Annotated in this window: 11 protein-coding genes and 2 tRNA genes; 4 read left to right on the top strand and 9 right to left on the bottom strand. The window is 41.9% G+C overall.

Features of this window, described 5'->3' with window-relative positions; genetic code table 11:
- Together ACP5NR_RS03995 and ACP5NR_RS03990 are read right to left on the bottom strand one after the other, a co-directional pair.
- On the bottom strand, nt 1-1419 hold a 1419-nt coding region (locus ACP5NR_RS03995), incomplete at its 3' end, for an Ig-like domain-containing protein (protein WP_428006001.1).
- A 188-nt stretch (nt 1420-1607) separates the two neighbouring features.
- Nucleotides 1608-1695, bottom strand: a tRNA-Leu gene (locus ACP5NR_RS03990).
- A gap of 276 nt (nt 1696-1971) precedes the next feature.
- Here ACP5NR_RS03990 and rlmB point away from each other — a divergent pair.
- Together rlmB and mutL are read left to right on the top strand one after the other, a co-directional pair.
- Nucleotides 1972-2685: a 23S rRNA (guanosine(2251)-2'-O)-methyltransferase RlmB gene (gene rlmB / locus ACP5NR_RS03985; protein WP_428006000.1), complete on the top strand. Its 714-nt coding sequence runs from the start codon at nt 1972-1974 to the stop codon at nt 2683-2685.
- Nucleotides 2682-4355 carry a DNA mismatch repair endonuclease MutL gene (gene mutL / locus ACP5NR_RS03980; RefSeq protein WP_428005999.1) on the top strand — a complete coding sequence of 558 codons (1674 nt, stop codon included), beginning with the start codon at nt 2682-2684 and terminating at the stop codon, nt 4353-4355. The genes rlmB and mutL overlap by 4 nt, the downstream gene beginning before the upstream one ends.
- Here mutL and ACP5NR_RS03975 read toward each other — a convergent pair.
- Both ACP5NR_RS03975 and ACP5NR_RS03970 read right to left on the bottom strand, forming a co-directional pair.
- Nucleotides 4352-5635: an Nramp family divalent metal transporter gene (locus tag ACP5NR_RS03975; RefSeq protein WP_428005998.1), complete on the bottom strand. Its 1284-nt coding sequence runs from the start codon at nt 5633-5635 to the stop codon at nt 4352-4354. The two genes, mutL and ACP5NR_RS03975, sit on opposite strands and share 4 nt — an antisense overlap.
- A gap of 44 nt (nt 5636-5679) precedes the next feature.
- Nucleotides 5680-6330 (bottom strand): peroxiredoxin, encoded by a 651-nt coding sequence (locus tag ACP5NR_RS03970; protein ID WP_428005085.1) that lies wholly within the window; start codon nt 6328-6330, stop codon nt 5680-5682.
- A gap of 193 nt (nt 6331-6523) precedes the next feature.
- Here ACP5NR_RS03970 and ACP5NR_RS03965 point away from each other — a divergent pair, with 193 nt between their 5' ends.
- Nucleotides 6524-7072, top strand: a complete 549-nt coding sequence (locus tag ACP5NR_RS03965; protein WP_428005086.1) for an AIM24 family protein — start codon at nt 6524-6526, stop codon at nt 7070-7072.
- 19 nt (nt 7073-7091) lie between these two features.
- Here the strand turns inward: ACP5NR_RS03965 and ACP5NR_RS03960 are convergent, their stop codons facing one another.
- The 3 genes from ACP5NR_RS03960 to hpf form a co-directional block, all read right to left on the bottom strand.
- Nucleotides 7092-7295 carry a hypothetical protein gene (locus ACP5NR_RS03960; RefSeq protein ID WP_428005087.1) on the bottom strand — a complete coding sequence of 68 codons (204 nt, stop codon included), beginning with the start codon at nt 7293-7295 and terminating at the stop codon, nt 7092-7094.
- A 41-nt stretch (nt 7296-7336) separates the two neighbouring features.
- Complete coding sequence (locus ACP5NR_RS03955) at nt 7337-7609, bottom strand: HU family DNA-binding protein (RefSeq protein ID WP_428005088.1); 273 nt, start codon at nt 7607-7609, stop codon at nt 7337-7339.
- Nucleotides 7610-7873: 264 nt separating this feature from the next.
- On the bottom strand, nt 7874-8383 hold the full coding sequence (hpf, locus tag ACP5NR_RS03950) for a ribosome hibernation-promoting factor, HPF/YfiA family (RefSeq protein WP_428005997.1): 510 nt from the start codon (nt 8381-8383) through the stop codon (nt 7874-7876).
- Between the two features lie 98 nt (nt 8384-8481).
- Between hpf and ACP5NR_RS03945 the strand changes: the two genes are divergently transcribed.
- A tRNA-Ala gene (locus ACP5NR_RS03945) sits at nt 8482-8557 on the top strand.
- A 22-nt stretch (nt 8558-8579) separates the two neighbouring features.
- Here ACP5NR_RS03945 and fusA read toward each other — a convergent pair.
- Nucleotides 8580-10637 carry an elongation factor G gene (gene fusA / locus ACP5NR_RS03940; protein ID WP_428005090.1) on the bottom strand — a complete coding sequence of 686 codons (2058 nt, stop codon included), beginning with the start codon at nt 10635-10637 and terminating at the stop codon, nt 8580-8582.
- A 121-nt stretch (nt 10638-10758) separates the two neighbouring features.
- Complete coding sequence (locus tag ACP5NR_RS03935) at nt 10759-12063, bottom strand: pyrimidine-nucleoside phosphorylase (protein WP_428005091.1); 1305 nt, start codon at nt 12061-12063, stop codon at nt 10759-10761.
- Nucleotides 12064-12071: the final 8 nt, after the last annotated feature.

The raw sequence follows: 12071 nt of genomic DNA, 5'->3' as shown, positions 1-12071 counted from the left end.
CGTATTGGCAACGGACAAAGAAACACTTGGACCCGTTGTTTCTGCCTGTACCTGATAGCGTAAGAAAGCTTTAACCTGTTGAGTATTGATGTAGCCTGTGAATTGGACAAATTCAGGAGATGTCGTTGATGTGTTGAAAAGGTAAGCAAGCACTCTTAAAGGAACAACATTGCTGCTCAAAGAATTTTGGCCTTCAATGGATGTTTCTGATGTCAAATTGGAAGTTGTTTCTTTGTTAGAGAAATATTGTTCTGTTATGTTGTAATTGCTTATAGTTTGCCCTTGAGGAGCCTGAATGTATCCGTAAAGATCAAGGAATTGACCTGCCGGTACCTGTATCCAGTCGTTGGTGTTAGACACAACGTGTCCGGATTTGTCTATCAAGAATATATAAGGAGTTTGCGATGTGTTAGATGTCTGAATTCCAAGCACCGTTGCTACGGCAGTTTTAATTGTATTTCCCCATGGATCTTCGAATGTCAATGTCAAAGTATTCCAAAGATTCGGATTGAGTTTGGAATTTGCAATCGGGCTTTGAGACGTGTAAGTTGCTGTGGCTTTGTTGTTTATAGAAAGATATGCAGTAACTCCGGCTGTTGTCGTGAATGTGAAAGATGCAGGAGTCGTTGATGCCATGACAAGTCTTGACGGACTGCCGGTAACATTAGCCGAAGGATTGACGTATGGTACTTTAATGACAACCGAGTTAGATCCGGAAACTGTCGATGCGCCTATCGTAACGGTCGCATTGACGTAGAGTGTGTATGTTCCGGTCGCGGAAGGCGTCCATGTAAATGTGTACGGATTGGAATTGTTGTTAGGTTGGATTGTCTGACCATTTACACTTGCCCAGACAGCGAGTTGTCCAACGTTATTGGGGTTTGTAACAGTTGCGCTGAAAGTTACTGGACTATTCGCAACGTAATACTTACCCTGATAATTCGGAGCAACATTGATAAGGCTGACAACTGGAGCGCTGTACTTGGTAGATGGCGGAGTTACAGGTTGTGAAGAAGTAACTGTAAAACTCACACCGCCGGTGCCTGGATTCTTTGCAGAACTGTAAGCCTGAAATTGCACACTGTAAGTTCCAGGAGTTAGACTTGTAAATGTGTAATTAAACACGCCAGTATTTTGTCCTAAATTTCCGTTGGCCGGTGTATTGTTTACCAAAACCTGGCTTCCTTTAGAAAGCGATACAACGACCGACTGGAGCGGACTATGTGCTACTACCGATGCTGTAACCGTGACGTTAGTGGAACTTGTCGATGTTGGCACCGTTATGGTCTGATTCGCGGCCGGAGATATAACTTTAATTACCGGTGTGAATGTGTCTATCTGGGGCAAAAGGAAACAGCCCGAGAGGACAACCATAAGCAGCGCCACAGAGACAACGAGACCCAAGATCTTTTTACTCATTGATTTCCCTGCTCACCCTGTGGGTTGCAGGAAAACACCTCCCTTCGAGATGTAAATACATTTTTTCATTTAAAAAAACACATTGCATACTATCAAACCCCCTTTATGGGAGATAAAAGTGCTTTCAAGAAATTATATACTTAAATCCTTTGTTTGTCAACGGTTTCATGGAATAAAAATGAATTTCATGGTGCCGAGGGCGGGACTTGAACCCGCATGGGTTATACACCCACAAGAACCTGAATCTTGCGTGTCTGCCAGTTCCACCACCTCGGCTGGATCTTCACAAATTATATCACATTGTTTTTGATTTTTAGATATCATTTACGGAGGTTTATTTGATATTTCAATCAATTTTTTATGACCTTCAAATAGTATAACACATAAAGTGGCATAAAGCAAGGAAAATTTTGTAAAGGATCGCCTTTCGGTGTTTGGTCCTCGCTACGCAGCGTCGGCCACCTCTCGGCATCATGCCCTCCGTCGCCAGGCCACATGCTACCCGCCACATGCTACCTGCTATTGTCGTGTTATAATTAAACGAGGTGTATCATGATAATTTATGGAAGAAATGTTATAAGCGAGGCTTTAAAAAAAGGCATACACATGTCAAAAATTTTCATGTCTGACGCTGATTTTTCGGGAGACATGAAGTTACTTAGAAAAAAAATAGAGGAAACGGATCTGAAGATAGAGATAGTTGACGATAAGCAACTTGATGAGGTTACGCATTCAAAAGATCATCAGGGCATTGCAGCGAAGATAAAGGATTTTGTCTATTCTCAAACTTTTGACGTGCTTGATGAGATAGATCATGATCCGTTTATCGTTATATTGGATCAAATTCAGGACCCCCAAAATTTCGGCGCAATAATCAGAACTGCTTACGGAGCCGGCGTAGATCTTGTTATAATTCCTGAACATTCAAGCGTTATGGTTACACCCGCGGTTTTAAAGGCCTCTGCCGGATACGCATTTCGAATGCCGATTTGCGTGGAGACTAATTTATCGAGGGTAATAGAAGCGTTGAAAAAAAGAAATGTCTGGGTTTATGCAGCGACGATGGATGGAAAGCCTTATTTCAAAATGAATTTCAAAGGACCTGTTGCCTTTGTCTTTGGAAATGAAGGCAAAGGGATAAGAAAACTCGTTGCCGAAAATTGTGATGACAGAGTTTCCATACCTATGGCCCGCGAAATGGATTCTTTGAATGTTTCCGTCAGCGTGGCCGTCATTTTATTCAAGGCTATGGAGGAAAGATCATGATAATAAAATTGCCGGAAGAAGTTGTGAGAAGGATCGCGGCGGGAGAGGTTGTGGATCATCCGTCTTCGGTCGTAAAGGAATTGGTCGAGAACGCCATAGATGCCCGGGCATCGAAGGTAAAGGTTTCAATAGAAGGTGGCGGGAAGTCTTCCATAACAGTCGATGATGACGGAATCGGCATGAGTGAGGAAGATTTGAAGATGGCCGTGCTTCCGCACACGACATCTAAAATAGAAGATTTTGACGATATCTTCAATCTTACGACTTTTGGCTTTCGCGGAGAGGCTATAGCCTCGATGGCGGCCGTTTCCAAGATGAAGATCGAAAGTTCAAACACACAAGATGGAACGGGCCACGGCATAGAAGTTATAGGAGGCATAATCGGCGAAACTTTTTCGATAGCCAAAACCAAGGGCACACGTGTGACCGTTACCGATCTGTTCTTCAACGTGCCGGCAAGAAGAAAATTTTTGAGTTCCGTTGCAGTCGAATCAAGAATGGTAACCGAGATAGTCGAAAAATTCATTTTATCTTCCAACATATCTATTGAATACGCAAGAGACGGAGAAAGGATATACAGCATCGCAAAAGAATCAACGCTTGAAGATAGAGTCAGGATCATCTTCGGTGATCAAAATTTGACAAAGATAGACGAACAAATGGGTGGCATGAGAATATACGGGTACATAAGCGCTCCGGATGTCGGAAGGCAAAATCGTCTAAATGAAGTTGTTTTTGTGAATGACAGATATGTGAAAAGTCCATTTTTGCTCAAAGCCATTGAAACCGGATATGCAGAGCATCTTAAAAAAGGAGAATTCCCGACGGCGGTTGTTTTTATAGAAGTCCCGCCTCAGGTCATCGATGTTAACGTCCATCCGCAAAAATTAGAGGTGAAGTTCAGCGATCAATCGCGGGTCTTCGGCAGCATAGCGACCGTTGTAAAGCACGCTTTGGCCTCTCCGTCCATTTTTCAGATACCCGTTGAAAGATCGTCTAACTTTGAAAGTAAAGAATCATCTTTTCAAACGTACGAAAAACATGAAAAAGTCGGAGATGGCGCCCGCAATTTTGATTTCGATCTCGATCGCACATACGAAAGACCCCAGCAAAAAGTCGAAGAAAGAGAAAAACTTTCTCAAACTAAACCTATGGGAATTTTGAAAGGAAGGTATTTGCTGTCTTACGGACAAAATGCGATATACATTACGGATATTCACGCCGCACACGAAAGAATTTTGTTCGACAGGATAAAAATTCAAACCCTTTCATCTCAAAAACTCATAAATCCGGTAAAGGTTGATCTGAATCAAATTCAAAAGGATGTTTTCAAAGATCACGAGGAAGAAATAAAATCGTTCGGCTTTGAATTCAAGGATGGAAAACTTTTTAGCGTTCCGTCGATCAAAGATGTGGACGATTGGGCAGCGCTTTTTGTCTCAACGATAGAAAATTTCAGAATATCTTTTGCAAAGGACCCGAAAGAAGCATTTTTTGCCGATGTCGCATGCAAGATGGCGGTAAAAACCGGAGAAAAAATTTCTGACGAGGAGATGTTGCAGTTACTTTCAGACCTTGACAAATTGGAAATCTGGTCATGCCCGCACGGAAGGCCTCTTGTTTATTCAATTGAGTTCGGCCGGCTTGACAGATATTTCGGCCGGGATTAGATTGTCTGGTATATCAAAAAGACATTCAAAAAAACTATGGAAGAGGCTATGATCCAACTCATGACGTTTGTCAACTTCGTGTTGACAAGATTTCCCATGATTTTCTTGTTTTTAGTGAACTGAATGAGCGGAAAAAGCGCAAAGATTATGCCAAAACTCAAAACCACCTGACTGAAAACAAGCACATTGGTCGGATTCATTCCCAAAAAGATCACCACAAATGACGGTATCATTGTGACAAGCCTTCTTATCCATATGGGTATTTTGAACTTCACGAAACTTTGCATGAGTACCTGTCCTGACATGGTTCCGACGGCCGAAGACGAAAGACCTGACGCAAGTAATGATAAAGCAAATATGAGGCCTGCACCTGCGCCTAACAAAGGAATAAGCGTCATATAGGCATTTGATATGCTCGATACTCCCTGATGACCCGTAAAATGAAATGTCGATGCCGCCATGATGAGCATTGCCATGTTTACAAAGCCCGCTATGCCCATTGCTATCAAAACATCCAACATGTTGAATTTATGCAGCCTTTTCATTTGCTTGTCATCATCAGCCTTTATTCTGTTTTCTGTCAGGGCGGAATGCAGATATATGACGTGGGGCATCACAGTTGCCCCAAGTATACCGGCGGCCATGTATATGCTTTCCACACCGCTGAATTTCGGAATCATCGTACCGTTTAAAATGCCAAAGCCATTGGGTTTACTCAAAAAAATCTCGCTTATGTAAGAAAAGGCTATAACTCCAAGCAAGACAGTTATGATCGCTTCAAAAGGTCTAAAACCGTAATTTTGAAATAAAAGTATGAAAATCGTTGCAATCCCTGCAAATACTGCTCCTACCACAAGTGGAACTCCAAGAAGCAATTGAAAAGCGATTGATGCCCCTATGAATTCGGCAAGATCGGTAAAAATCGCTATGATTTCAGTTTGAATCCAGTAAAACCAGACAATTCTTTTTGAATATCTCTCGCTTATCAACTCGGCGAGATTTTTACCCGTCGCTATTCCGAGTTTGGACGAAAGCGCCTGTATAAACATGGCCATCAAATTTGCCCAGAGGATGACCCATAACAATTCATATCCAAAGGTCGCGCCGCCTTGAATGTTCGTTGCAAAATTTCCGGGGTCCACGTACGCAACCGAAGCGATAAAAGCAGGACCTAAAAAAGGAATCAATCTACTCACGCCACGTTTCTTGCTTGTCCTATCGAGTACTGATTTGCCGTTTGAAAGCGTCTTTTGATCCATTTTTTTCATGATCTTTTCCATATCCATCACCCCTAAAAAAGATGAGGCGCGCAAGCGCCTCATTCTCATTTTTCGTATTTTCTAAAGGCGAGGAACCAATCTACTTTCTCGTAATCTTCTTTCATTCTCTTTTCTGCATCATCAACGGTAAGTGGCGTCGGAACGATAACCTTTTCTCCGACTTTCCAGTTCGCCGGTGTCGCCACACCATGTTTGTCCGTGTATTGAAGTGCATCTACGAGTCTTAAGATCTCTTCTATATTTCTGCCGTTTGTGGCAGGATAGTACAAAATTGCCCTGACGATGCCTTTGTCATCGATGGCAAAGACCGTTCTCACGGTTGAGGTCTTTCCGCTTCCGGGATGGATCATGCCGTAAAGATGTGCCACGTTCATGTCGAGATCGGCTATGACGGGAAAATCTACTTTAAAGCCGAAATATTTTTGAATTTCTCTTATCCATGCTATATGTGAATATACGCTGTCTATGGAAAGTCCTATAAGTTGAACGTTGCGTTTTTTGAATTCATCTTGCTTTTCCGCAAAAGCCGCAAATTCTGTCGTGCAAACCGGCGTGAAATCGGCAGGATGGGAAAAGAGTACTATCCATTTGCCTAAAAAATCGGAAAGTTTTATCTTACCCTTTGTCGTCACCGCCTCAAATTCCGGCGCCTTTTCACCTATCAACGGTATTCTTATTTCTCTTGTTTCTTCCATTTTAATCCCTCCTTATATTAAATGCTAATGATTTTCAATTTCATTATATCCTTTAAGTTTTGCTTTTCAATGAATTAAGTATTACAAATTGAAAATGCGGCATCAGTCACCCGTTACGTGCTGTTTTGTTGATTACGCGTTACCCGTCACCATTATGGTATAATGTGTTGATTTCACGCGAGAAGGTGCTTTTATGAGATACGAAATAATCGGTAAGCCATACTATCCGGTTTTGAGGGTAGTTATAGAAATAGGAGACAGGTTCATTTCAAAGATGGATTATGTGATTTCTCTTGACACGAACACGAAATGGAAGGATGCCGATCACGGCCTTTATCTTTTTTACGTCGATGTTTATCCGTCTGAGATGATCTTTGCTTCCAAAAAATCCGGGGATATATATCTTATAGAACTTTCAGGCCAATCTTTGTACGTCAGATCGGACTCGATATTCGCCTTCTACGGTGATGTGTCGATAGACCGCGAGTGGGGAGGTTCAAAAGACTTTTTCGAAGATCAAAACAAATCTCTTTTCAAGATCACCGGAAAGGGAGGAGTTTTCGTTGCCCCCGCTGGCATGATCTACAAAAAATGGATAGAAGGCACGAATTTCATCTCGGAAGAAAACGTCATAGCCTTTGAGCCGTCTTTATCTTTCAAACCCTATTCGATTTCAGAAGATCAAAGATCTTTTTACGCTTTTAACGGTGGCGGAAACATGTACATACAGACAAGAAAGTAAAGCATTTTAAATCAAAAGTTCAAAAAACGCCGTTAAATAAAATGACAAATACCAAAAATACCGATATCGCAACTCCAAAAACGCTTAAAGATATGTATATAATCAACGATATTTTTCCTTCGATTCTTTTTTCTCTTTCAAAATGTCTTAAAACGTGAACGTTCCACAAAAGAGAAATGAGCGAGGTAATTCCGACAATCAATATTAAAATTAGAATCAGCATTCAATTCACCGTAGAAAAACGCGCCAGTGTGGCGCGTTTTTTCACTTCACTTCTTCCTTAAAAGCTTTTCCCGGGCGGAATTTCGGAACCTTTCTTTCGGAGATCTTTATCTTCTTGCCAGTCTGAGGATTTCTGCCCTCGCGCGCTGCCCTTTTGACGACTTCAAAAGTTCCAAAACCAACGAGTTGAACTTTTTCATCTTTGGCAAGTGACTTTGAGACGGTTGCGAGAACGCTCTCGACTACATCTTTGATCTCCTTCTTGTGATATCCTGTTTCTTCCGCTACCTTATCGATCAGTTCCTTCTTGTTCATTTTGTTTCCCCCTTTCATCAAGTGGTCGGAAATGTCCGTTGTTACTGCTAAATTCGAATCAATATCGGTATTGCTTAAATATACAACAAAAAATCGAAGTTGTCAAATATCCTTTAATGCTGTAAAAACGATAAATACTAAAGAAAATAAGAGCAAATGAACGATTACACTGTTTATTTGCTCTTAAAGATGTATAAACATCTTATATGCCTGTTTTTGAAAGAATTTGACACTTGCCTTACATTTTAGATTTCACAAATCCATTTACTGTGGAATTATCAGACCGTAATTTCCATCTTCTCTTTTGTAAAGCACGTTTATCTGACCATCATCGACGTTTCTGAAAACGAAAAATTCATGTCCGAGCATCTCCATCTCCACAATTGCTTCGTTAACGTCTATGGGTGAAAGTACAAATTTCTTTACTTTAACAACTTTTTCTTCTTTTTCAACTTCCGGTTGAGCCGGCTGAACTTTTTCTCTCTTGAGAGTGGTATATCTTTCTTTGAATCTTTTAAACCGCTTTTCAAGGATTTCAATGCAACCATCTATTGAAGCGTAAAAATCTGTCGTCGCCTCTTTTGCCCTTATTATTATGGATCTTAACTTCAAAGTTGCTTCCACGATGTTACTTTCACGTTCTTTTTCAAATTTAACTTCGATATCGGCGGCAGGATCTTCTATTAACCTTTCAAGTTTCTCAACTTTCTTTTCAAAATAACTTTTCATCGCGTCGCTAAGTTCAACATTTCTTGACTTGTACTGAATTTTCAATTTGATCTCCCCTTTCTTTTGTCGCTCTTAACCAATTCCATGCCACTTTCTGAATCCTTGACGGCCAGAGGCCTTATATGTTAAACTCTTTAAAGCAAGGGGTCGTGGCGCAGTTGGGAGCGCGCTTCCTTCGCAAGGAAGAGGCCGTGGGTTCGAATCCCATCGGCTCCACCAGAAAGGCAGAGTAAAATCTGCCTTATTTGTTTGCCTCAAGATCGGCCTTTCTGTCTTGAATTATTTTGTCTTGCAGGTTTCTCGGAACTTCTTCGTACCGAGAGAATTTCATCGTGAAATACCCCTGACCGCTTGTCATAGAATTTAATTTTGAAGAAAAATCGAGTATCTCGGCCAGAGGCACTTCAGCCCTGATCACCTGGTAGCCATTCTCGGACGGTTCCATGCCCTGTATCCTTCCTCGCATCGAGTTAAGATCTCCCATGATGTCTCCCGCATATTTGTCCGGAACGTATATCTCTGCGCTCATTATCGGCTCAAGCAAAGTTGGATTTCCATTTTGAAGTCCTATTTTGAATGCCTGTATTGCCGCTATCTGGAACGCTATATCGGAAGAATCGACTTCGTGGTAAGATCCATCGTAAAGGATAACTCTAACATCATCAACGGGATATCCTCCGAGTACGCCACCTTTTAATCCTTCTCTTATCCCTTTTTCAACCGATGGAATGAAGTTTTTGGGTATCGCGCCTCCGAAAATTTTATCGACAAACTCAAATCCTTTTCCTCTTTCGAGTGGTTCTAATTCTATCTTGACGTGACCGTACTGACCATGTCCGCCGGTTTGCTTCTTATGCTTGTACTCCGCATTCGATTTTTTCACTATCGTTTCTCTGTAAGCTATTTTTGGCTTTCCGAGTTCTGCTTCGACTCCGAAATTTTTCTTCAATTTCTCAAGCGTGACTTCAAGGTGCACGTTACCTATACCAGAAATAACGATCTCTCCGGTTTCGGGGTTGAATTCCATGTGAAAGGTTGGATCCGATTCCGCGAGTCGCGTAAGACCATTCGTTATTTTATCTATTTCCGACGTGTTTTTAGCCTTCACGGATTTTGAGATCATAGGCTCCGGAAATTCGAAAATTCCCTTTACCGATAACTGATTTGACGGATCGCTGAGAAAATCGCCGACTTTGCTGTCTTTCAGTTTGGGAACGGCAACTATATCCCCCACGCTGACATCCGAGACCTCATTTTGTTTTTTACCCATTGGAAAATAAATGTGATTCACCCTTTCAGTTGACTGGGTAGATCCGTTGTAAATCGTGTCTCCGCCTTTCATCTGGCCGCGCAAAACTTTCGCATATGTCAGTTTACCTATGAAAGGATCGACGACGACTTTGAATATCAAAGCCGCAAAAGGACCTGATAAATCCGGTTTTACATCCAATTTTCCCATTTTGGGATTGTCAAGCGGAGAAGCCCCAAAACTTTGGATTCCTTCTATGAATTCGTTTATTCCAATTCTTTTCAAAGCCGATCCGCACAACACCGGCACTATTTCGCCTGTTCTGTATCCTTTTGAAAGTGCTTTCGATATTTCCGCCGCCTCTATGGGCTGATCGGCAAGATATTTTTCCATAAGCGACTCGTCAAGTTCAACGACGGATTCAACGAGATCTGTTCTGTACTTTTGAAGTCTTTCTTTGAATTCGGACGGTACATCGGAAACAGAAACTTTATCGTTAGAATAAAGATGTGCATTTTGAGCGACAACATCAACGATGCCTTTGAGATTTGTACCTTCGCCGAGAGGAAAGTTCACAATCACAACAGGCTTTTTCGAAAGTTTTTTGAATTGTTCGACAGTTTTATCAAAATTGGAAAATTCTTTATCGATATCGTTAACGAAAACCATCGATGGCCGGTTATATTCCTGCGCTATTCTCCATGTTTTCTCCGTTTGAACTTCAACACCGCTTGATGAATCGAGGACCGAACATACGTTGTCCGCAACAAACACAGATGATATAACCTCGCCTATGAAATCTGAAAAACCAGGCGTGTCGATCATGAAATACCTGTACTCTGCTTTTTCAAAATTAAGCACGGTTGCATTAACACTTGTCTTTCTCTCGATCTCAACGGGATCGAAATCCGATACCGTATTTCCCTGATCAACACTTCCCATTCTTTCAATTATTTTGTTCGTGAAAAGTATTGATTCGCACAAAGTCGTCTTTCCACTTCCGTTATGACCGATGAATGCGATAACTCTTTTCTTCTCGACAGCGATCACCTGTCAACACCTCCAGTTGTTTTATCGATTTGCCCGAATAAATATTTCTTTTGTTAACCGTTATGTCTCAATCTGTTTCAATTATATCAAATTTTTGTATGTTAAATGTCAAAATTCAAATTCATTCAACGACACCGTGCACTATTTTTGTTTTTTGCGGTTTAACATCTGACAAAATGTAAGATGCCTTGACAACTTCAATCGCCGCCTTCAGTTTTTCTTCGGAATTGTAATAAAGTGTGCAAAGCGTTTCGCCTGCCTTTACCGGATCTCCTGTCTTCTTTGAGAGTCTTATTCCAACCGAAAGATCTATTTTGTCTTCTTTCGTTTCTCTTCCCGCTCCCAATTTCATCGAAGCGATGCCTATGCCTTCCGCATTCATAGACGTCACGTAACCGTCTTTCCACGCTTTCAATTCAAAAGCATTTTTTGAAATGCCAAGCAGCGCGGTGTCATCGACAACGGCTGAATTTCCTCCCTGCGATTCGATCATCTCTTTCATCTTTTCGATCGCTTTTCCGCTTTCAATCGAATCTTCGAGCATCTTTCTTGCTGTATCCAAAGTTCCGGCTATTTTCCCGAGTTTAAGCATTTGAGCACCGAGTTCTATGCAAAGCGCTTCAAGATCCGCAGGGCCTTTGCCTTTAAGGGTTTCTATGGCTTCTTCAACTTCTATGGCATTCCCGACGGTGTGACCGAGAGGTTTGTCCATATCTGTTATAAGTGCAACCATCGCTTTGCCGTGCTTTTTACCTATGTCTACCATCGCACGCGCAAGATCGGTGGCCGAGGCGATGTCTTTCATGAAAGCACCGGATCCAACTTTGACGTCCAAGACTATCGCATCTGCGCCGGCAGCCAATTTTTTGCTCATTATGCTCGAAGATATCAAAGATATTTCATCGACAGTGGCCGTTACATCGCGCAGCGCATATATTTTCTTATCGGCTGGCGCCAGATTAGCCGTCTGACCTACCACGGCTATAAGATGATCTTTAACGCTTTTCTTGAATTCCGCTTCCGTTAAAGATGTTTTAAAACCAGGAATGGCTTCAAGTTTATCGATAGTACCGCCGGTATGGCCGAGTCCACGACCGGACATCTTTGCAACCGGCAGCCCGCACGAAGCAACCATGGGCGCGAGCACAAGCGTGGTTTTGTCTCCGACACCTCCAGTTGAGTGTTTGTCAACTTTGATGCCCGGGATGAAGGAGAGATCTATAGAGTCGCCGGACCTTGCCATTATCTCGGTAAGGTTATATCTCTCCTCGGAATTCATGTGTTTGAAATATATCGTCATGAGAAATGCCGCCATCTGGTAATCGGGGATCTCACCTTTGACGAATCCATCGACCATGAATGCTATTTCCGCTTTGGAAAGTTCATGGCCATCTCTTTTCTTTAGTATCACATCGTATGCTCTCACGCTATCAC

Source organism: Athalassotoga sp., assembly GCF_049965695.1.
Classification (GTDB): Bacteria; Thermotogota; Thermotogae; order Mesoaciditogales; family Mesoaciditogaceae; genus Athalassotoga.
Note: the sequence above shows the minus strand (reverse complement) of the source record. Positions and strands in the feature narration are given on the sequence as shown.

What these genes read in the sequence shown, in the direction of transcription:
- ACP5NR_RS03970 (WP_428005085.1), bottom strand. Translation starts at nt 6,330, where the DNA reads ATGGAAGAAACAAGAGAAATAAGAATACCGTTGATAGGTGAAAAGGCG.
- ACP5NR_RS03960 (WP_428005087.1), bottom strand. Translation starts at nt 7,295, where the DNA reads ATGCTGATTCTAATTTTAATATTGATTGTCGGAATTACCTCGCTCATT.
- ACP5NR_RS03975 (WP_428005998.1), bottom strand. Translation starts at nt 5,635, where the DNA reads ATGGAAAAGATCATGAAAAAAATGGATCAAAAGACGCTTTCAAACGGC.
- mutL (WP_428005999.1), top strand. Translation starts at nt 2,682, where the DNA reads ATGATAATAAAATTGCCGGAAGAAGTTGTGAGAAGGATCGCGGCGGGA.
- rlmB (WP_428006000.1), top strand. Translation starts at nt 1,972, where the DNA reads ATGATAATTTATGGAAGAAATGTTATAAGCGAGGCTTTAAAAAAAGGC.
- ACP5NR_RS03955 (WP_428005088.1), bottom strand. Translation starts at nt 7,609, where the DNA reads ATGAACAAGAAGGAACTGATCGATAAGGTAGCGGAAGAAACAGGATAT.
- ACP5NR_RS03965 (WP_428005086.1), top strand. Translation starts at nt 6,524, where the DNA reads ATGAGATACGAAATAATCGGTAAGCCATACTATCCGGTTTTGAGGGTA.